General features: G+C 60.0%; 27 protein-coding genes. 14 read left to right on the forward strand and 13 right to left on the reverse strand.

The features are described 5' to 3' along the window. The first annotated feature begins 5 nt into the window (after nt 1-5). From phnE to KBY75_RS08170, 5 genes are all read left to right on the forward strand, one after another. On the forward strand, nt 6-803 hold the full coding sequence (phnE, locus tag KBY75_RS08150; protein ID WP_396095501.1) for a phosphonate ABC transporter, permease protein PhnE: 798 nt from the start codon (nt 6-8) through the stop codon (nt 801-803). A 2-nt stretch (nt 804-805) separates the two neighbouring features. Then, nucleotides 806-1,786 (forward strand): NAD(P)-dependent oxidoreductase, encoded by a 981-nt coding sequence (locus tag KBY75_RS08155; protein WP_254929405.1) that lies wholly within the window; start codon nt 806-808, stop codon nt 1,784-1,786. Between the two features lie 836 nt (nt 1,787-2,622). Then, a complete protein-coding gene (locus KBY75_RS08160) occupies nt 2,623-2,835 on the forward strand; it encodes a hypothetical protein (RefSeq protein ID WP_254929406.1) in 213 nt (70 codons plus the stop codon). A 215-nt stretch (nt 2,836-3,050) separates the two neighbouring features. Continuing rightward, nucleotides 3,051-3,281 carry a hypothetical protein gene (locus KBY75_RS08165; protein WP_254929407.1) on the forward strand — a complete coding sequence of 77 codons (231 nt, stop codon included), beginning with the start codon at nt 3,051-3,053 and terminating at the stop codon, nt 3,279-3,281. Nucleotides 3,282-3,324: 43 nt separating this feature from the next. Further along, nucleotides 3,325-3,669, forward strand: a complete 345-nt coding sequence (locus KBY75_RS08170; protein WP_255016835.1) for a type II toxin-antitoxin system PemK/MazF family toxin — start codon at nt 3,325-3,327, stop codon at nt 3,667-3,669. Nucleotides 3,670-3,700: 31 nt separating this feature from the next. On the opposite strand, the gene KBY75_RS08175 is transcribed toward KBY75_RS08170, so the two are convergent. Next, a complete protein-coding gene (locus KBY75_RS08175; RefSeq protein WP_254929409.1) occupies nt 3,701-4,063 on the reverse strand; it encodes an AbrB family transcriptional regulator in 363 nt (120 codons plus the stop codon). Nucleotides 4,064-4,198: 135 nt separating this feature from the next. Next, nucleotides 4,199-4,798 carry a thermonuclease family protein gene (locus KBY75_RS08180; protein WP_254929410.1) on the reverse strand — a complete coding sequence of 200 codons (600 nt, stop codon included), beginning with the start codon at nt 4,796-4,798 and terminating at the stop codon, nt 4,199-4,201. A gap of 83 nt (nt 4,799-4,881) precedes the next feature. On the opposite strand from KBY75_RS08180, the gene KBY75_RS08185 reads away from it, so the two are divergent. Next, nucleotides 4,882-5,268 carry a hypothetical protein gene (locus KBY75_RS08185; protein WP_254929411.1) on the forward strand — a complete coding sequence of 129 codons (387 nt, stop codon included), beginning with the start codon at nt 4,882-4,884 and terminating at the stop codon, nt 5,266-5,268. A gap of 88 nt (nt 5,269-5,356) precedes the next feature. Here KBY75_RS08185 and KBY75_RS08190 read toward each other — a convergent pair whose 3' ends face one another. Both KBY75_RS08190 and KBY75_RS08195 read right to left on the reverse strand, forming a co-directional pair. Next, complete coding sequence (locus KBY75_RS08190; RefSeq protein ID WP_254929412.1) at nt 5,357-5,911, reverse strand: DUF305 domain-containing protein; 555 nt, start codon at nt 5,909-5,911, stop codon at nt 5,357-5,359. A gap of 307 nt (nt 5,912-6,218) precedes the next feature. Beyond that, nucleotides 6,219-6,635, reverse strand: a complete 417-nt coding sequence (locus KBY75_RS08195; RefSeq protein WP_254929413.1) for a heavy metal-responsive transcriptional regulator — start codon at nt 6,633-6,635, stop codon at nt 6,219-6,221. On the opposite strand from KBY75_RS08195, the gene KBY75_RS08200 reads away from it, so the two are divergent. The 3 genes from KBY75_RS08200 to KBY75_RS08210 are packed head-to-tail and all read left to right on the forward strand — an operon-like array spanning nt 6,634 to nt 7,515. Continuing rightward, the gene (locus KBY75_RS08200) at nt 6,634-6,915 is read left to right on the forward strand and encodes a DUF3721 domain-containing protein (RefSeq protein ID WP_255023558.1); all 282 of its coding nucleotides are present in this window, start codon (nt 6,634-6,636) and stop codon (nt 6,913-6,915) included. The two genes, KBY75_RS08195 and KBY75_RS08200, sit on opposite strands and share 2 nt — an antisense overlap. Before the next feature lie 58 nt (nt 6,916-6,973). Next, entirely contained in the window at nt 6,974-7,228 is a 255-nt protein-coding gene (locus KBY75_RS08205) for a DUF3721 domain-containing protein (protein ID WP_254929415.1), read from the forward strand. Beyond that, nucleotides 7,225-7,515 (forward strand): hypothetical protein, encoded by a 291-nt coding sequence (locus KBY75_RS08210; protein WP_254929416.1) that lies wholly within the window; start codon nt 7,225-7,227, stop codon nt 7,513-7,515. The genes KBY75_RS08205 and KBY75_RS08210 overlap by 4 nt, the downstream gene beginning before the upstream one ends. Nucleotides 7,516-7,809: 294 nt before the next feature. On the opposite strand, the gene KBY75_RS08215 is transcribed toward KBY75_RS08210, so the two are convergent. From KBY75_RS08215 to KBY75_RS08235, 5 genes are all read right to left on the reverse strand, one after another. Further along, entirely contained in the window at nt 7,810-8,277 is a 468-nt protein-coding gene (locus KBY75_RS08215; protein ID WP_254929182.1) for a hypothetical protein, read from the reverse strand. 65 nt (nt 8,278-8,342) lie between these two features. Next, nucleotides 8,343-8,987, reverse strand: a complete 645-nt coding sequence (locus tag KBY75_RS08220) for an isoprenylcysteine carboxylmethyltransferase family protein (protein WP_254929183.1) — start codon at nt 8,985-8,987, stop codon at nt 8,343-8,345. Then, on the reverse strand, nt 8,987-9,238 hold the full coding sequence (locus tag KBY75_RS08225; RefSeq protein ID WP_254929184.1) for a DUF2933 domain-containing protein: 252 nt from the start codon (nt 9,236-9,238) through the stop codon (nt 8,987-8,989). Before KBY75_RS08225 ends, KBY75_RS08220 begins: the two co-directional genes overlap by 1 nt. Nucleotides 9,239-9,282: 44 nt before the next feature. Further along, nucleotides 9,283-11,481 carry a heavy metal translocating P-type ATPase gene (locus KBY75_RS08230; protein ID WP_254929185.1) on the reverse strand — a complete coding sequence of 733 codons (2,199 nt, stop codon included), beginning with the start codon at nt 11,479-11,481 and terminating at the stop codon, nt 9,283-9,285. Nucleotides 11,482-11,536: 55 nt separating this feature from the next. Continuing rightward, a complete protein-coding gene (locus KBY75_RS08235) occupies nt 11,537-12,274 on the reverse strand; it encodes a DUF305 domain-containing protein (protein WP_254929186.1) in 738 nt (245 codons plus the stop codon). Nucleotides 12,275-12,436: 162 nt separating this feature from the next. On the opposite strand from KBY75_RS08235, the gene KBY75_RS08240 reads away from it, so the two are divergent. Both KBY75_RS08240 and KBY75_RS08245 read left to right on the forward strand, forming a co-directional pair. After that, on the forward strand, nt 12,437-12,934 hold the full coding sequence (locus tag KBY75_RS08240; RefSeq protein WP_254929187.1) for a DUF411 domain-containing protein: 498 nt from the start codon (nt 12,437-12,439) through the stop codon (nt 12,932-12,934). Nucleotides 12,935-13,183: 249 nt separating this feature from the next. Beyond that, a complete protein-coding gene (locus KBY75_RS08245; RefSeq protein WP_315858557.1) occupies nt 13,184-14,035 on the forward strand; it encodes a tRNA-dependent cyclodipeptide synthase in 852 nt (283 codons plus the stop codon). Nucleotides 14,036-14,370: 335 nt separating this feature from the next. On the opposite strand, the gene KBY75_RS08250 is transcribed toward KBY75_RS08245, so the two are convergent. From KBY75_RS08250 to KBY75_RS08260, 3 genes are read right to left on the reverse strand one after another with little or no spacing between them, the layout of a single operon-like run. Beyond that, nucleotides 14,371-14,628: a DUF1651 domain-containing protein gene (locus KBY75_RS08250; RefSeq protein WP_254929189.1), complete on the reverse strand. Its 258-nt coding sequence runs from the start codon at nt 14,626-14,628 to the stop codon at nt 14,371-14,373. Further along, nucleotides 14,625-14,792 (reverse strand): galactose oxidase, encoded by a 168-nt coding sequence (locus tag KBY75_RS08255; RefSeq protein WP_254929190.1) that lies wholly within the window; start codon nt 14,790-14,792, stop codon nt 14,625-14,627. The genes KBY75_RS08250 and KBY75_RS08255 overlap by 4 nt, the downstream gene beginning before the upstream one ends. A gap of 27 nt (nt 14,793-14,819) precedes the next feature. Then, complete coding sequence (locus tag KBY75_RS08260) at nt 14,820-15,056, reverse strand: hypothetical protein (RefSeq protein WP_255017314.1); 237 nt, start codon at nt 15,054-15,056, stop codon at nt 14,820-14,822. Between the two features lie 311 nt (nt 15,057-15,367). On the opposite strand from KBY75_RS08260, the gene KBY75_RS08265 reads away from it, so the two are divergent. Together KBY75_RS08265 and KBY75_RS08270 are read left to right on the forward strand one after the other, a co-directional pair. Next, nucleotides 15,368-15,778, forward strand: a complete 411-nt coding sequence (locus KBY75_RS08265; protein ID WP_254929191.1) for a hypothetical protein — start codon at nt 15,368-15,370, stop codon at nt 15,776-15,778. 87 nt (nt 15,779-15,865) lie between these two features. Next, entirely contained in the window at nt 15,866-18,079 is a 2,214-nt protein-coding gene (locus KBY75_RS08270) for a cation-translocating P-type ATPase (protein WP_255023559.1), read from the forward strand. A gap of 16 nt (nt 18,080-18,095) precedes the next feature. On the opposite strand, the gene cadR is transcribed toward KBY75_RS08270, so the two are convergent. Continuing rightward, nucleotides 18,096-18,512, reverse strand: a complete 417-nt coding sequence (gene cadR / locus KBY75_RS08275; protein ID WP_255023560.1) for a Cd(II)/Pb(II)-responsive transcriptional regulator — start codon at nt 18,510-18,512, stop codon at nt 18,096-18,098. Nucleotides 18,513-18,714: 202 nt separating this feature from the next. Between cadR and KBY75_RS08280 the strand changes: the two genes are divergently transcribed. After that, on the forward strand, nt 18,715-19,093 hold a 379-nt coding region (locus KBY75_RS08280), incomplete at its 3' end, for a vitamin K epoxide reductase family protein (protein ID WP_261347315.1).

Here is a 19,093-nt window from a genome sequence, read left to right on the forward strand (position 1 = left end):
ACCTCATGCATTCTTTTAAATCTATTATCAGTCAACAAAAAAGTAGCCAATTGGCAACTGCGTTCGTTTCAATCGTCATTGCGGTTGTAATTCTCACGAGCTTTTCGGTCGTAGGCTTATTTGACAGTCAAAGGATATCCGAGGGGCTACCTGCAATAGGAACTCTAGTCAAGGAAATGGTTCCACCAAACTTTTCACGATGGCAGGAGTGGCTAATACCCCTGCGTGATTCGGTGGCAATGAGTATCGCAGGCACTTCAATTGCTGTAATAATTTCAGTACCCTTATCAGTACTAGCTGCCAGAACAACTTCTCCTAACAACCTCATCTATTCGTTTTCGAGACTACTGTTAAACTGTTTACGATCAGTTCCAGAACTAATAATGGGCATAATATTTGTAGCTGCAGTGGGCTTTGGACAGCTTCCCGGGGCTCTCGCGCTTGGTCTGCATTCAGTGGGAATGGTTGGAAAGTTCTACGCTGAATCAATAGAATTACTTGATAAGGATCCAATTGAAGCAATCACTTCTACAGGTGCGACACATTTCCAGGTAGTGACAAGGTGTATTCTCCCCTTAGTATTCCCTCAGATGGCTGATGTTGGATTGTACAGGTGGGAATACAATTTCCGAGCGTCCCTAGTTGTAGGAGCGGTTGGCGCTGGTGGGCTTGGACTCGAAATCGTCAGTTCACTTAGAATTATGAACTATCAAGAGGTGCTAGCACTGCTTATGGTTGTACTTATAATGGTCACAATAGTAGACGGCTTAAGCACAGCACTCCGTAAGCGTGTATCTTCTTGAAAATGCACAAAAAAGCCAAGATAGTAGTAACAACCAAAGTTTTTAATGAGACGCTTGAATTTCTCTCTCGATATTGCGAGGTCAATTCTAATCAAACAGAGAGACCCTTGTCTCGTTCTGAACTATTAAAGAGGTGCGGGGATGCTGAAGGTGTAATCGTTTTTATGCCAGACCACATAGATTCAGATTTTATTAAGCAATGTAAGAATCTCAGGGTTATTTCTGGCGCTCTAAGGGGTGCAGACAATATTGATTCATCTTTCTGTTCGAATAATGGGATAGCTTTTGCTATAATTCCTAATTTATTAGCACAACCAACTGCTGAGCTGGCAGTAGGCCTAATGATAAATCTATCGAGAAATATGCTCTCTGGCGATAATTATGCAAGAAGCACAGAATTTAAAGGCTGGAGTCCTAGATTTTATGGCAGTGGCCTCTGCGGAAAATCTTTGGGTATTCTTGGCATGGGCCAGCTTGGAAAAGCACTGGTAAAACTAGTTCATGGTTTTGAATGCGAAATTAGCTATTTTGACAAAATGGATATTGATTCAAGTTTCCAGGTATATAGCGAATTAAAGAAGAAAGGTCTCGACGAAGTACTGTCATGCTCTGATTTTGTTGTTAACATGCTTCCTCTTACCAATGATACACACCATCTAATTAATGCCGATAAGCTTAGGCTATTTAAGCAGGGCTCTTTCCTTATCAATGTTGGCAGAGGCTCTACTGTATGTGAACAAGCTGTTGCTAGTGCACTTTTAAATAATAAATTATCAGGGTATGCAGCAGATGTTTTCGAATTTGAAGACTGGGCATTAACCCATAAGCCATCTTCTATTGAAAGTGGCCTATTAAATAGTGCCTTAAATACCTTCTTCACTCCCCATATTGGATCGGCCGTCACTCAAGCGCGTAAAGAGATAGAAATGTCTGCAGCCAAAAATTTACTTTCACTTTTGGGAATTTGCCATAGTAAGAGCTAGTTGGATTTTTGGGACCCATCCCAATCTTTAAGTACGCCAGAAAAGTTATATTTTGGCTACGGTCACTGGTGGCATTGGCGACCAAATGGTCAAGGCTGTTGTCAGAAAAACCCGAGATATACTAAATATTATCGGCCCCTATTTTTGATCCAAATGGCATGTTCATGCGAGAATGACAAATTAATTCAAAACATAATACAATGCCCTGATCAGCACCTGATGATGCTGGAATATATTTGACAACACCTCCGGGGTAAGTATAAAGGGAATTGTTGAGGGCGTTGTTTACGTATTAACCAATCCTGGCTGATGCACACAACTTACGGGTGGACTTGCTGGGATTGTTGCATAGCAATTCGCCTCCTTATAGCCGCTAGGACTGGTTCTTTCCTGCTGGTGCGGATAGCCAGCAACAGGGCACCTTGGCTGAACAGGGGCAGGCCGGGAAGTTTTAGATATGGATCCTGGAGCACCAGAGCCTACGCTCGCTGGGCTGGGGGACCTTCTCCGATCAGGGCAGGAGAGAAGAGATTCTGAGCTGGCCGCTACATCTGGTGTACGCAGGTGGGTTATAGCACCTGTCCTGGGAGGCCGATGCCATCGGCCGGCCCCATGGGTTGCTGCAAAGCGAGCGGTTAGAGCAGCTGGTGTTCCTGCAGGCCTAGGCCTTAGACCCTTCTCAATATAAGCGAGCACCAGCTGGCGATCACCCGCCTGCAGCACCTGCTGCACTAATGCGGTGGCATCGAGCTGGGCGATGACCTCCAGACCCAGGACTGGCTCTAACAGCCCAGTGCCGAAAGAGCAATCAGCCGCAGACCCTGCGCTGCTCTTTCATGAGCGAGTCCTACGCCGCCATTCGCCAGGGTCAGCTTACCTTCTCCCTCGATCAGATCCGTCTGGAACGGCCGGCTAAGCAAGCGGAGCCCAGGTCTGCGGCCCAGGTCACCATGGCCGACTGGGTGCATCCTGAGCTGGCCCGGGTGCTGACGCCCAACCCAAGCGGCGACAGCCATCACCATCCGCTGGAGATCGACCTGCCGCCCTGAATCCTGGCCCGCGGCAGCGCCCTGCGCCGCTGGCTCTTCCCCCAGGCAGAGCCCTACGCATAGAAGCACCGGAGGCGCTGCGGCAGGAGCAGCAGGGCCAGGCGCTGGAGATGCTGGCGTTGGCTCAGCGACGCCCAGGCAGCTGAGCTTGAACGTGGGATTGGGCTTACCGTTGAGCTGTGGCTCCGTGTTGTCAGCGCAGGCCACCTGCCGCCATGACCCCTGCCGATTACGCCACTGAACAGCCTGAGGCTCCCTTCTCCGTGCGCCGCAGGCAGCTCGGGGGACGACGGATCGTGCAGGTGAGCAGCTCGCTCAGCGCTATGGATGCGCTGCGGGCACGGATCCGTTCCCAGAGCAAAGCGGTGGCAGAGCACATCGCCACCGATGCGGAGGCCAGTGCCTTCATTGCCGACTGGGCCACGCCTGAACCCCTAGACCGCTGAAGACAGGCGTGGACTTGAGGGCTGGGCAGATCATCACCGTTGATTGGCGCAAAGATCCAAACGACCCGGCCCCGGGCCTCAGCCTCCGGAGCCCAACAAGCTACGGCCAGCTGTCGTCGTGCAGGACTGCGAGCTGTTTGACCCTGCCTATCCAACAGTGCTGGTGGTGCCGATGACTGGCGACCCCTCGCTGGCTATAGCCGATCTGACTGACGTGCTCCAACCCAACAGCACCAACGGCTGCAGGAAGGTGAGCTATCTGCTGCCACAGAACCTGACCTGTGTGGCCAAGACTCGCATCACAGATGCCACCGAATGCTGCGTGACTACCACCGAGCTGCAGCAACTCCGCCAGCTGGTTGTGTTGGTGATCGGTGGCTTCTCTTGAAGAGCGGCAAGGAGCTCAACCGAGGAGCTGCTCACTCCTCTTCTGGGCTGCCCAAAGGAATCAGCTTGATCTGCTTGCGGCCAAGCTTGATCTCGATCTCATCGCCTGGCTTGAGGTCGAGCACGGCTGTGTAGGCCTTGCCCACCAGCAGGTTGCCGTTGCCCTGAACAGTTGCGACATAGCTAAGGCTGCGTCCACCTTTGCCCCGGCCGGCGCTATCGGCACCAAGGCTTACCCCCTTAGCGCTCAGCAGGGCCTCATAGAAAGCGGTGAAGTTGAGGCGCTCCGTGCCACCTTTTTTGGTGCTCACATAGCCGCACTCACGAACGAGCTCGGACTTGGAGACATCGCCTAGCTCCTTGACCTTGGCGAGCAGTTCGGGGCCGGTAAGCATCTGATCTTTGCCTGATGTTCAAAAATACCGAACTCAGATGCTGTGTCAATCCACTACATCAGCAGGCAAACCTTTGCTTCCGCTTTCTTCCGCAGTAACCAGTAGTGCAGCCACGAAATAAGGGAAAGATGACTGTCAGCGGAGTGCTTCACAGGCTTCTCCATCGCCATTGCCATCTAGATAGCTGTGTCCCTGACGTAGCAGCTCCTGGGCTTTGGCATAGGAGCTGATCTCGCTGCAGCGGTAACGCCGGCCGCCCAGGGTGGTGCCATCAGGAATGACGGCAGAGTGACGACCTCGCCGGAAGTCCCAGGGCCGGCTGATGCCGCCCTCCACCTGCCAGACACCGTATCGACGCCGGCTGGCACGGTATTCCGCGTCCAGATACTCCTTGGCATCGCAGCCGCTCAGGTACTGGCGGTACACAAAAGCCTGACCGTCTTCCACCAGCGCCAGGTTGATGTTCACGCCGCTGAACACCTCGGCAACTGATCGGCCGTAGCGATCGGTGGTCTTGATGTTGAGGCTTACCTCCCGGCCGATCGGTAGGCGGTGCTGCAAATACGTGCGGGCCTGCTGGCCGTAAGGGGTCTGAGCGGTCTCAGGTGCATCGATGCAGGCCAAACGCACGGTGAGGGCCTTGCCGGCCTGGCGTACCCGGATCGTGTCGCCATCTCCTATGGAGGCCACGGTGGCCTTGACGCTCTGAGCAGCTACGTCCGCTGGCCAGGCCAAGGCTGTTAACGCAACCACACCCAGCAGAAACTTTCTAGCCATTGCCGGAGTTTGCACCGGCAGCCTTTTCATGCTGTTCCTGCATGACTTGGTTGCAGCTGGCTGATCTGCGCCAATCTGTATCTATGCCTTACAAGACGATGGGCCGCAATCGGCTGCTCCTTGCCTGCGCGATTGCAGCTTTGGCGGCAGGAAGTGCCCTAGCCCAGCAGCCGGTGCAACCGCTGCCCAAGGTTGGAGGCTGCCCGCTTGGTTACTACAGCTCTGGCGGCTACTGCGTGCCCAGCTCCGGGGGCAACAGTCGCGGCGCCATCGAGAAAAGCGGCGCAGGCTGCCCGCTGGGTTTTTATTCCTCTGGCAACTACTGCCTCAGCAGCCCCAGTAACGACCGTGAGGCGATCCAGAAGAGTGGCAAGGGATGTCCCCTGGGTTGGTATTCATCCGGCAGCTACTGCGTCAAGAGTCGTTGAACCATGGGCTTCCGTTTCCGCCGCTCTACCCGCTTAGGCCCGCTGCGCTTCAACTACCGCTTCGCGGGCCTGCGGCTGCCGCAAGGGCTCAGCTGCCTGAGCCACCGAACCACTGCCGGTACCACTGGGCCATTTGCTCGATCTCCTGGCTCTGGGCCTTCACCATGGCCTGTTGCATTGCGCGCAGTTGCGGATGCTGGCTGTTGGTCTGGGCCATCGAAGCCATCATCACGCCCATGCGGTGGTGGGGAATCATCTGCTCGATGAAGGCCCGATCGAAATCGGCGGCGTTCTTAAGGGCGGCCAGGCTCGTGCCCATACCCATGCCACCACCCATACCCATGCCACCACCCATACCCATGGCACCTCCCATACCCATGGCACCTCCCATCCCCATGCCCATGCCGCCCATGCCCATGGCTCCTGCGGTCGTCCAGCTGGGAACGTCGCCGCCGAACCACTGCCGGTACCAGGTCCGCATCTGGGCGTTCTCCTGCGTCTGGCTGGCCTTGATGCTGCGGGCCAGGGCCTTGATCTCGGGCTTGCGCGCGCGGGTGAGGGCAAGATCCGCCATGGCGATCGCCCCGTCATGGTGAGGAATCATCATCACGATGAAGTGCTGATCCATCGTTTGGGAGCCCATCCGTCCCGGACCGCTCCGCCCCATTCCCATCCCGCTTCCGGCTTGGGCCACCACCTGGGGCGGCACTGAGCGCGCTGGAGCCCCCAGCGACAGAACGAGCGCTCCCAGCCCTGCAGCAGCCGCGAGCCTGAGTGCCACCGAACGTGTCCGGTCAAACGTAGCCAGGTGTTGGCCCATCAGTTCTCTCCCTTGCTTGTGCCTGCACTCAGCATGGGCACGCAGCAGGGAGCTGAACGCGCCATTGGGTCATGGCTTCATCGAATCGGTGCCCATTCGTTCCCTGCGGGCCGAACGTCACGCTCAGCCCTCAGACGTGAAGATTGGGGCAGATCACCGCGTCATCCTTGGCGGGATCGCTCTGCCAGCCGGCCAGCAGGCCCTGCAGTTCCTTTCGGAGCTGGCGCAGCTCCTTGATCTGGCCATCAATCCGCTCGATCTGGCATTCCAGCTGGATCGCAATATCTCCGCAGGGCAGCTCACCGGCATCGTGCACGGCCAGGCAGTCCTGGATCTCCTCCAGGCTGAGCCCGAGGGTCTTGAGCTTGCGGATGAACTCCAGGCGTTGCAGGCTCTGTTCTGCGAACAGGCGGTAACCGCCTTCGCTGCGGCCGATCGCCGGCAGCAGGCCCAGGTCCTCGTAGTAGCGCAGGGTCTTGACCGGCAGGCCACTGCGGCCGGCCAGTGCTCCGATCTTCATGCCGGTCTTCATGCCAACAGCTGCCATGGGCTTGACTCTCCTGCTGTGGGGAGACTCTAAGCTGGTGTTCACCTCGTTCTTCCGGCATTCCGTGAACCCCATCGCTCTGGCACTACTCCTCTCGGCAGGCGTTGCCCTGGCCCCCGGCGCCGCCCGCGCCCAGGCCAACGACATGTTCCCGAGCAAGGCCGCAGCTGAACAGCGAGCCAAGGAACTGAAGTGCAGCGGCGCCTTTGCGATGGGCAAGGACTGGATGCCCTGTCAGGACTTTGATGTCTATCAAAAGGCCGTCTCAAAGGAGAAGTGAGTCCACCGTTTTCTTTCCCAGCTCTGATTCTTGCTCTGACCCTCCCCGCGACCTCCCGATGAACCAGCGCAACTCCAGCCCACTTCTGCCATGCCATCGATGGGCCCTGCTGGTTGCCCTGGCAGCAGCGGCCTTCGCCCCGCTCCTCACCACCGCACCCGCTGCGGCGCACATGAAGGGCATGTTCAAGACCAAGCAGGAGGCGGAGCAACGCGCCGCCGAACTCAAATGCAAGGGCGCTTTTGCGATGGGCTCCCTGTGGATGCCCTGCGCCAGTGAGCAGGTGCTGCACAAGGCCCTTCAGAACGAGTGAGCCGCCACCACCATCTGTTCCGCAGGCTGCACCGCAGCCTCGTGCCCCTGGCGGCGGTCCCGCTCCTGCTTACGGCCCTCTCCGGTTCGCTCTATGGGGCCCTCTCGGCACAGGGGATCGAGGCCTTCTGGCTGATCAAACTGCACACGGGGAACTTCGGTGCCCTCAATCTGCAGCCTTACTACTCAACGGTCCTCGGCGTACTCACCCTGTTCATCGCCGGCTCTGGGATTGGTTTGTTGCTGGGGCGCCGGAGCGGGAGGAAACACAGCCCGCCACCCGTCTGATCAGGACGCCAGGCAAGAGGGTATCAACGAAGAATCTGAGCATGACACGCAACGACCACAAAGAGCTCAAAGGCCATAACCCCTTCGGAATGCTTGCAATCAGACTGTCTAATCTCTGACCAGAATCTGTTGATGAGTTTCTGGTCATCAGCTCACTGAGCCGATGGCAGTGAAGCGACCCAACAGCTTTCGTAGCTACTGAACGACTGAAGGGGTCACGTCAACTGTGCTTTCAAAGGCAATTCCCCACCGAGTACCATAAGAAATGAGCAAGAGCCGCGAACGATGCCTGGGCTATTGCAGACCCTGCCCTGAATATCCCAACATGTGACGGCGAGCCAGATAGAGAATGATTGCAGGCAAGACAATCCATTGAATGACGGCAAGTGCACTCATGCCTAGGATGGGCACTGCCAGTACCGGCACTCCATAGGCTTTAGAAACATTGACTCGGTAGGTTTCGATCGCAAGAGTGATCAGCAGGCCGATACTGGTAAACAGGAATGTCAATTTCCAGGTTGGGGTCAGCAGCCAGTACCGCGAACGCATCAATGCACTCACGACCCAACTGCTGAACAGAATGATGACCGCATCGCCAAAGGCGCAGTGAGTTAAGTCAATAATTTTGTCGCCCAATGATGGACTTGCGTAGAACTCGTAAAACGGAGACTGCCAAACCTCGTAAACGAAGTTGAGCAGAAAGGCAAAGAGAAATAGATTTGTTTCTGGTGCAGCGAGAATTGGCGCATTTTTCTTGAACACAAGCCTTCGCTCCGCCAATCTATTCATTGAACCCTGGTGCATACGACACACCGATACTGCTCCTCTCAGCCATGGCGATGCCGCCAGGGAAGGAAGCCCGGCACAGACGAAAGATAGGCTCGATAACGATCTCCAAACTCGAGCACAACCTCCCGCTCCTCTTGCTTTGCCAGGCGCAGGTACATCACCACCAGCACTGGATACATCGCCAGGGTGAGCAAAGTGGGCCACTGCAGCAGGAATCCTGTCATCACCAGAATGAAGCCCAGGTACTGGGGGTGACGCAGACGCGCATAGATGCCGGTTGTCGCCAGTTCATGCTTTTGCTGGGCGGCATAAAGCAGATCCCAGCCCCTGGTAATGAGCATGAAGCCAGCACCGATCAGCACAAAACTGGCGATATGGAAGGGTCCTAAATGAGGATTGACACGCCAGCCAAACAACGTTTCCAATAGATGCCCCGCATCATGGGAGAGCCAGTTCACGGATGGATAGCGACTCCCAAGCCAGCCGGAGAGGAGGTAGATCGTCAGTGGAAACCCATACATCTCGGCAAACAAGGCCACCAGGAAGGCGCTGAATGCACCAAAGCTGCGCCAGTCACGCGGCGTCTTGGGTTTGAAAAAACTGAAGGCAAAGAAGCTGAAAACAGCGGCATTCACCACCGCCAGTCCCCAGAGGCCATAGGCCGGGGCTTCACTTTGGTTCATCACGACTTGGGGGTAGGGGTCGATGGCGAGTCCGGCCCCTCCGGGGCGTCGTGATGGCCATGCCCATGGACGCCATGCATGAAGAGGTGCATCAGCGGGCAGGCCAGAAACACCAGGAAGGGAAGCGCACCAAGGGTGTGCGCTGTGTGCTCCAGCAGCAGGTAGAAGGCCGCCACCAGTAGAAAGCCATAGATCACCCACCGGGACCGGCGGCGTGGTGACCAGCTTGAAAAGAAGGTGGGATCAGCCATCGAATCTCGTAAACGGGGACGGCCTGGGACGAAAGCACCGATGATCAGGCCGCTCGGTAGCGCCGCAACAGCGACGAGTTGACGATCACCGAGAGCGAACTGAGGGCCATGGCCGCCCCGGCGATCATTGGATTGAGCCAACCAAAGGCGGCAATCGGGATGCCGATCCCGTTGTAGATGAAGGCCCAGAAGAGGTTCTGGCGGATCTTGCGCATGGTGGCCCGCGAAAGGCCGATAGCGGTCACGACCAGCCGCACGTCGTTGCCCATCAAGATGATGTCACCAGCTTCCTTGGCCACATCCGAACCGGAGCCGATGGCGATGCCGATGTTGGCAGTGGCCAGGGCCGGGGCGTCATTGACGCCATCGCCCACCATGGCCACGTTCTGCCCATCCAACTGCAGGGACTTGATCGTTCCGGCCTTGTCGGCTGGCCGGACCTCGGCGATCACCTCGGTGATCCCCACCTGGGCGGCAATCGACTCTGCGGTGGTGCTGTTGTCGCCGCTGAGCATGATCACCCGCACCCCACGGCGCCGCAGCAGGGCCACGGCCTGCTCGGCCTCGGGCCTGACCGTATCGGCCACGGCGATCACCCCAAGGATCTGATCGGCGCGCCCAAGCACCATGGCCGTTTTCCCCTGGGCCTCGAGCCCAGCGAGCTGGCCCTCCACAGGTTCGGGAAGCCGGGGCAGGAAGCGGCTCGCCAGGGAACGGTTGCCAAACCAGACGACGTCCCCGCCCTCTTTGGCGGTGATGCCCTCACCCACCTGGGCCGCAAACTGCTCCAGCGGCAACAGCTCCAGATGGCGCTCTGCAACGGCCTCGGCAATCGCCGCCGCCAGGGGATGTTCTGAGCCATGCTCCAGGGAACCTGCGAGCTGAAGCACTTCCTGCTCCGAATGGCTTGCCAGGGGCTCCAGATCGGTGAGCACCGGCTTGCCCAAGGTGAGCGTGCCGGTCTTGTCGAAGACCACGGTGGTGAGCTTCTCGGCCCGCTCCAGCACCTCGCCGCTGCGGATCAGGATGCCCTGCTCAGCGGCCTTGCCCACCCCCACCATCAGGGCTGCTGGGGTGGCGATGCCGAGGGCACAGGGGCAGGAGATCACCAGCACGGCAATGAAGGCCAGCAGACCACTGCTGAACTGGCCTGCCAGGGTCCAGAGGGCAAACGCCGCGAAGGCGATCAACACCACGGCTGGAACAAACCAGCCGGTGACCTGATCGGCCAGGCGTTGCACGCTGGCGGTGCTGGCCTGGGCCTCCTCCACAATGTGCACGATCTGGGCCAGGGCAGTGTCGGATCCCACCCGGCTGGCCTGAAAACGGAGCAGCCCCGACCCATTCACCGTGCCACCGATCAGTTCGGCACCGGCCTGTTTGGCCACCGGCAGGGATTCACCGGTGAGCAAGGATTCGTCCACCGAGGAGCTGCCATCCAGCACCACCCCATCGGCGGGGATTTTCTCGCCCGGCCGCACCAGAACAGTTTCGCCGGTGTCGATGGCATCGGCGGGCACGGTCATCTCCATGCCGTCGCGGATCACCGTGGCCGTGGCGGGTTGGAGGTCGAGCAGCTTGCGTACGGCGGCTGAGGAGCGTTTCTTGATGATCTCCTCCATGTACTTGCCCATCAGCACGAAGGCAATCACCACCGCCGAGACTTCGAAGTAGACGTCCCGTTCACTGACGCCAACCGGCAGCCAGGTGGGCGCAAAGACCACCACCACGCTGTAGAAGTAGGCGACTGAGGTGCCCAGGGCGATCAGCACGTCCATGTTGAGGGCGCGGCGCTTCAGGGCAGCCCAGGCCCCGGTATAGAACGACCAGCCACCGATGAACTGCACCGGGGTGGCGAGCAAGAACAGCCACTTCCCCCAGCTCATCCAGGGCATGAAGGACACTGGAGCCCACGACACCAGACTCACCCCAGCGGCCAGGGCGATGAAGGCCCCGGCCCGGAACAGCGCCAGCGCCAGCACCCCGCCGATCACGAAGCCCACGCGACGGCGCATCACGCGCAATTCCCGGTCGGGATTCTGGAAGGTCTGCAGGCAACTCTGGCTGCAGAAGTAGTAGTCGCGGCCGCCGCGCTGGGTGCTGAGGGCTGTGGCCCTGGGAACCACCATGCCGCAGATGGGATCCTTGGCCATGCCTTTGCCGCCGCCGTTGGGCGGCGGGCCGTGACTGCCGGGGGGCATGTGGTGATGGTCGTGTTCCTTGCAGCTCGTCGAAGCGTTCATCCTTCCTGCTCCAGATCCATGGGGCTTGCTAAAGCTGGTTTAAACAGGTTTTCGCTCAAAGACGGAACAGCGCGTCGTACTTGAAGTACTCCGGCTTGCGCAATCCCTCCACAGCCAGCATCCTGCGCAGTTCAATGATCTCGTCGCGCTGGGCCACGATCACGCCGCGAGCAAAGCGCCGGATTGTGGTGTTAGTGCTCTTGGCCAGGGCGTCGTGGGCCATCATCAGCGCCCCGGCGTGGTGCTCAAGCATGCCCTCGAGGAACCACACCACCCTGTTCTCCTTGGTGGGGAGCTCGCCCATCATCCGCATGCCATCGATCTGGGCCTGGCTCATGCGCGCCAGGCCAGCGAGGCTGTTGGGATCGCCTCCTTGGGCCAGGGCCACGGGATAGACGGGCGCCTGGGGGTACCAGGCCTTGCGCCAGAGGCCCATGGCCCGGATCTCGTTGGCTTGATCGCGCCAGATCGTGTTGCCCAGAGCACCGAGACCAGGGGAACCGATGCCGAAGACGAATTCGCTCATCCGCAGCGCGCCGGTGTGGTGCTGCACCATCCCGTCGATGAAGCGCAGGTCGTAGGTGGCACCGGCCGGGCCCACGTCGTGGGCGTGGCCGGCATGGGCCGGGGCGGATCCGGCCGGAGCAGACATCCCAGGCATGTTCATCATCCCTGGCATGCCCTGGTGCCCTTCGTGATTCATGCCACCGGGCATCTGGGCCAGGGCAGGAGCCGCCACGCTGAGAGCAGAGGCCAGACCGATCAAGGTGGCGGTGAAGCGGAATGGGTACATGGCGGCAAGGTGGGACCTCCTAACGGTATGGTCTCCACTTGACAGGAGAGTCAAGGGCCAAGGGAGCAGCAAATCTGCGCCGGTCGATGGCGTGATTCAAGGGGTCTTGACTCTCCCCCTGACAGGAGCCTCTAACTTGAGATCAGCTGCAGCGATCTGAACATGAACCACGAGTCCTTCCACCGTTTTCCCCAGCGTCTTGGAGTCCTGCTGGGGATCGGCGCCGTCGCCGTGGCCACCGCAGGGGCCGATTCCCTCGTTCAGGGGGCGCAAGTCGCCCCCTTGCCGCCCATCACCTCCTATCGATCGGCCAGCTGCGGTTGCTGCAAGGGCTGGGTGCAGCACATGCGCGCCAACGGCTTCCAGGTGAACGATGCTGTTATCACCGATGTCGACGTCGTCCGGCGCCGGCTGGGAGTCCCCACCCGCCTGGCCTCCTGCCATTCCGCCAAGGTGGCGGGGTACGTACTTGAGGGGCACGTTCCGGCCGCTGATGTGAAGCGGCTGCTGCGGAGTCGACCGCCAGTGGCGGGACTCGCCGTACCGGGGATGGTCCTTGGCTCCCCAGGGATGGAATCCACCACTGCCTCAGAGCCTTACAGCGTTCTGGCGTTCTCCTCTACGGGCCGCACCAGCGTCTTCTCCCGCCAGATTCCTTGAGCTGCAGCCATGACGTCTCACCTCAAGCGCCGGCAGGTGCTAGGCGTCTCCTGCGCCGATGGATGAAGTGCATTCATGCGGTGGCGGGATTGGAGCGGGCTGGCGGGTGGCAATGGAAATTTCTGTTCCGCTGGCTGCACCCTCCAATGCCAAGCCAAGCCTTGCAACTGAGCAGAGCATGACACCAGAGAAACTACATCACTCGGCGAAGGTATAAACATAAACATGGAAACGTCGTTCATATCAGAGATGGTCTGTCCTCAATGCAGAACCCGGATCTCAAAGAGCATTGCGCTTTCAGTGTGCATTGTGTGCCATAAGTGTCCCGGCTGCAGCATGGTCATCCGTCCGCGCCCCGGCGAGGGGTGTGTCTTCTCCTCCTACGGCAATGCGGCGGCTTTCCTCGACAAGTCCAATTTAGTTCGGTGTTTGCCAGATCACGGGGAGCGCTTCCATGTTGTTGTCGGAACCAGCCCATTTAATAGTTATTATAGCGAGAATCGACTTGCCGAGTTACTGGTATGGGCCAACGGACATTTTGATCTTGTCGGTGTGTTCGTTCCCGACACCCCAACCGCGTGGACATTGGAAGCGGGTGGCTACTCCCCCGACGAGGCATCATATAAGACCAAGCGACAATTGCGGTACCTCAACAACAAGATTGGTCGCGCTCGAGAGGTTGTTGATAATGTCAGCAACCGGATCAGCCTTATTCCGTGGTCTTTAGTTGCTCAGCATGATAACTATGTCGCTGCTGAAGGACGTTGCCGCACCGCATTCGCCACCGACAGTGAATTTCAAAGGGAATGTCTTGCGGCAACTGATGAGGTTCTCGAAAACAGGCGGCGAGACGGTCATCATCTGAGCGATCAAGACCGCTTGCGCGCGGTCAACTATTTGATGGCGGAGCTGCCACTGATCCTCTTCGGGCCTGAGCTCTTTGGAGTGCAAACCTCGACATTCGTTTACCACCGATCGCTCCGACTGCTCGAAAGGCTTTTTGCGGGCGAGTTCTCGATCGGACCGATGCCCGGACAACATTTTGTGATCGCTCACGAGCTAGCCGAAAGGGTAAGTTCGCCAAGCCGCGATGCGGCATAACCAGCGCTTGCAGCCACCAGAACTTTCTGTCGGTTGCTGCTGTCTCTGCCGAACCAACAGCACCTTGCATCGCTTCGTAGACAGCCCATCGAACTGCTCATGCTTGCTGCCGCTCCCCGTCCTGAGGCCCATGGATAGCTGCGCAGGTGCACCTCCAGCGAGTGCCCCATGCTCAGAGCCACACTTCCAGAGTCGATGCCCAGCTGTTGGCCCCGCAGGCTGTAGTCATGTCGGAACGAATCCGGTACGTCGCGATAACGCCACAGTCCTGAGGTTTAGGCACAACCCCAAAACATCAACTCCTCTGCTTCCTCAGATTGGGCTCCACGTGACCATCACCAATGAAGGCTGCAGGGACACCAGCCCGCCTTGCGCTTCTCAGCCCAGAGCTTTAGGGCCTCAGCTCGGCTCAGCTCTCGCCGTGACTTCAGCAGCGGGATCTCTTGATCGGGAAGCAACTCGCCGGTGGTGATCTCCAGCCGTTGATAGGTGCGCTCCCAGCGAGTCGGGCGAAAGTGCAGCACCTGGCCGCCCTGGATCAGCCAACCCTCCTTGGGGGTGAGCGGTGGCCGCCGGCTGGCAGCAGCTGTCATGCCACTTCCGGCGCCCAGCCCCGCTGACGGGTCATGTCCTCCGTCCAGCCCTGGCAGCGGCTGGTGAGGTGCTCGCCATGGGCGATCAGCCCCTGGTGCAGTTGGCAGGTGAGCACCTGGATGCAGTTCACCCCAGCGTGGTGCCGGAAGAAGTGGCAGGTCATGCATGCCTTGCCGTTGCGCCACACCAGCTACTTGTCATTGAGATAGTGCCACTCCTCGTAGATGCCAGGGTTTTCTGCGGAGACTGGCCCCGGCCGCCGGGTGCCATGGGAGCGGGGCTGGGAGACGGCCACGGCGACGACATCAGCAAAGGGGTGCATTTGGACTTGCAGATGTGGTCTGGTTCCGGCCAGCACTGGCGCCACATCCGCCAGTACCAGGGCGCCAGATGTGGGAGGCCGCACAGCGCCGCGTCCCGGGAGCACGGCTCCAGAGGTGAGTACTGCATGGGTTACGCGCTGGCCCTGGTCTGTGGTGGCTCGCAGAGGGAGGCCAGTTTTTGCTGTCGCCTGACACTGTCGCGTGAACTTCCAGGATTTCCCGGGGCGCATCGTTCACAACTATCACCACTTCAACACTCAGGTCCTGGGCTGACGGCGGCGGGCTGCAGATCGATGGCCAGGGCAGCTGAGGGTCCCTGTGAGGCCCTCAGCCACAGGATGATGCACTGATGCCGCAGTTTCAGAAGGATCACGGCTATAGCAGCCACAGGCGCAGGCAACCAACCGATCCGTTTATGCGCCACGTCCTGACCCTCTCGCTGGCCTGCTGCTGGCTGGCATCTCCGGTGCTGGCGGCTGAATTGGAGGCGTGTCGGAACCTGCTGGATCAACGCAATGCCCTGGCCGAGCAGGCCATGAAGGCTGAAATCGCCCTGGTTCGAACCATCCGCGAACGAATCTGCCCGCTCCTCAGCCAGCAGGCCGATGGGGCCAATGCCAACGACCGCAACGAGCTGACCATCGACTACCAGGCCCTGATCGAGTGCCGCCACAAGGCGGAAGAACAGCTGCTGCGCAGCCAGCGGGTTTTATACGTCAACCGCCAGCAGTTCAGGTTTTACACGGCGGCTGGAGCCAGGCTGACCCGGCAAGCCGATGGGCTGAATCAGGAGTTGCGGGATCGGGAGTGCCCTCAGCTGCGTTGATCAACACACGGCGAGCACCAGGCGCCGCCCAGACCCTTGACCCTGAAGTAACTACAGGCTGTTTGCTGGGGTCTGGATGACAGGACCATGGCGGATCATTGCTGCAGCAGCGGAACCAGCGAGCAGAAGGCCCGAGCCACCACGGAGCTCCAGCCGCAGACGGCAAGTGCCAAAGAAGCGCTGTTTCGGATCAGCGCGATGGATTGCGCCACCGAGGAAGGCGAAATCCGCCATGCCCTCTCTGTTGTTGAAGGCATCCGCGGCCTGAGGTTCCTGCTGGCCGAGCGCATTCTGGCGATCGATGCCGAAGCGGCCGCGCTCAACTCCGCCCTTGCTGCGATCCGCCGGCTGGGACTCAACCCGGAGCCGATCAGCCCCGATCAGCGGCCATCCGCCGCCCAAACCCGCGCTGAACGGCGCCACGAACGTCTACGCCTGGCGGGCTCCCTGGCGCTGGCGCTCACGGGGGAGCTGCTGCATCTGGTCGTTCCCGCCTACCCGGGGCATGAGCTGCTGGAGATCGGGATCGCCATCGCCGCGATCGCCCTGGCGGGCTTCTCCGTGTTTCGAAAGGGTCTCGCGGCTCTGCGCCAGGGACGGCTCAACATCAATGCGCTGATGAGCGTGGCTGTCACAGGCGCCTTCCTGATCGGCCGCTTCCCAGAAGCCGCCATGGTGATGGCGCTCTATGCCATCGCAGAGGCGATCGAAGCGCGGGCGGTGGAGCGGGCCCGCCAGGCGATCACCAGCCTGATGGCGCTGGCCCCCGAGGAGGCGGAGATCCGCCAAAGCGACGGTCGCTGGCAACGCTTGGCCGCCCGTGCCGCTGCCATCGGAGATGTGGTGAGGGTCCGTCCTGGTGAGCGACTGCCGCTTGATGGCACTGTGCTTTCCGGCGTGAGTGCGATCGATCAAGCCCCGATCACCGGCGAAAGCTTGCCGGTCGACAAAGGCCCAGGCGATGCGGTGTTTGCGGGCACGATCAACCAGGGCGGAGCCCTCGAGATCCAGGTGACGGCGCCCGCCTCGCTCAGTACCCTGGCGCGCATCATTCAGGCCGTGGAGGAAGCCCAGGCCTCCCGCGCCCCGATCCAGCGCTTCGTCGATCGCTTTGCGGCCCGCTACACCCCGGCGGTGTTCGTGGTGGCCCTGGCCGTTGCCTTGCTGGCGCCACCCTTGCTGGGGTTCACCCCACTCCAGGCGATCTACAAGGCCCTTGTGCTGCTGGTGATCGCCTGCCCCTGCGCGCTGGTGATCGCCACCCCAGTCACGGTGGTGAGCGGCCTGGCCACTGCCGCCCGTCGCGGCATCATCATCAAAGGTGGCCTTTACATCGAGGAGGCTCGCAAGATCAAGGTGTTGGCCCTCGACAAGACCGGCACGATCACCCTGGGGCAGCCCAAGTTGGTGGCTTTTTCCTCTCAGCAAGAAGCGTCAGACGTTGGCATCCTCAAACAGCTGGCCAGCAGCCTGGCGGAGCGCTCCGACCACCCGGTGTCGCGGGCGATAGCTGCAGGCCTTGATGGCGAGAGGCTGGCTGTGGAGGGCTTCGAAGCGCTACCGGGGCGCGGGGTGCGTGGAGTGATCGCAGGGCGGCCGTTGATGCTGGCCAACCACCGCTGGATCGAAGAGCTGGGGCTCTGCTCCAGCGCACTGGAAGCTTCGATGCAGGTGCACGAGCGCCAGGGGCGCTCGCTCAGCCTGCTGGCGGATCAAAGCGGCGTGCTTGCCATGATCGCAGTCGCCGACACCGTTCGGCCCAACTCAGCAGCGGCCATGGAGTCCCTGCGGGCCCTGGGCGTCACGCCGGTGATGCTCACCGGTGACAACGCAGCCACCGCCGTTGCGATTGCGGCCATGGCCGGCATCGATGAGGTGAAGAGCAACCTGCTGCCCCAGGACAAGCTGGAAGCGGTGGCCGATCTGCAGGCCCGCTATGGATTCACGGCCATGGCTGGCGATGGCATCAACGATGCGCCAGCACTGGCCCAGGCGGACATCGGCTTTGCGATGGGGGCCGCAGGCACCCACATCGCTATCGAAGCCGCCGATGTGGTGATCATGAACGACGATCTGATGCGCATACCGGAAACGATCGCCCTCTCTCGCCGCACCTTCCGCATTCTGCGCCAGAACATTGCGCTGGCGCTGGGAATCAAGGCCATTTTTCTGGTGCTCACCGTGGCCGGGAATGCCACGATGTGGATGGCGGTCTTCGCGGACATGGGCACCAGCTTGATCGTGATCGCCAATGGCCTGCGGCTTCTCCGCACACCCATGCTTGGCAAGATCAAGGGCTGAGCCTGGTCGGAAATGATCAGATCTGAGCCTTGTCGATTCCAGCCGAACGGTTCAATTCCATGAGGATGCCGCAGGTCTTCACCTGATCAGGTTGCGGACAAAGCCCTCTGAGGTTCCGCAACTGATGCTGTAGCTGGCGCAGTTCATCGAGCCGCGCATCAACCTCGGCCATCTTCTCGTCCAGCAAGGTGTTCACTGTCCGGCAGCTCCCGGCTGGTGCGTCCCGCGCCCCGATCAGGATGCGGACCTCCTCCAGGCTCATGTCAAGGCTGCGGCAAAAGCGGATGAAGCGCAACTGCTCCACATGCCGCGGCGAATAGAGGCGGTAGTTGCCATCGGTGCGCTGTGGCACCGGCAGTAAGTGCTCGCGTTCGTAATAGCGGATGGTTTCGATCTTCACCCCGGTGGACCGTGCCAACTCGCCGATCTGCATGGATTCATCCCCTTGGGTTGGCAAGTCGGGCGGACAAGCCTCCCTGGCGCAACGCTAGGCCCTTGACCCTGAAGCCACTTCAGGCTTTTCAATGGCCGTATCTCAGCCGTTCTCTCCCCCTGTGAGCAGCGCTACGCGAACCAAGCCTCTCTCCAGCCGTCGGGTCGGCCAGGAGCCAGGCCGGCCCTGGGTGCGCCTCACCATGGCCGTGCTCGCCACGATCGGCATGATCGATACCGGCTCGATCACCGCCAAGCGCTGGGGTTGGATCGGCAGCCTGTCCTGTCCGGGCGGTAGCGATGGCTGCGACAAGGTGCTCGGCAGCGCCTGGGGCACGCTGCTGGGCCAGCCACTTTCACTCTTTGGGTTCCTGGCCTACGGCACGGTGCTCCTGCTGGCCCTGATGCCGTTGCTGCGAGGAGGTCTGCGGGCCCCTGCCTCGGAGGGCAATCGCTGGGCTCTGTTCTTCACCAGCAGCGGCATGGCCGTCTTCAGCATGGTGCTGATGGGGCTGCTGGTGTTCGAGATCAGGGCCTTCTGCACCTTCTGTGTGGTGTCAGCCGCCCTAAGCCTCGCGCTGT

The organism is Cyanobium sp. T1G-Tous, from assembly GCF_024345455.1.
In the GTDB taxonomy this organism is placed as follows: Bacteria; Cyanobacteriota; Cyanobacteriia; order PCC-6307; family Cyanobiaceae; genus Cyanobium_A.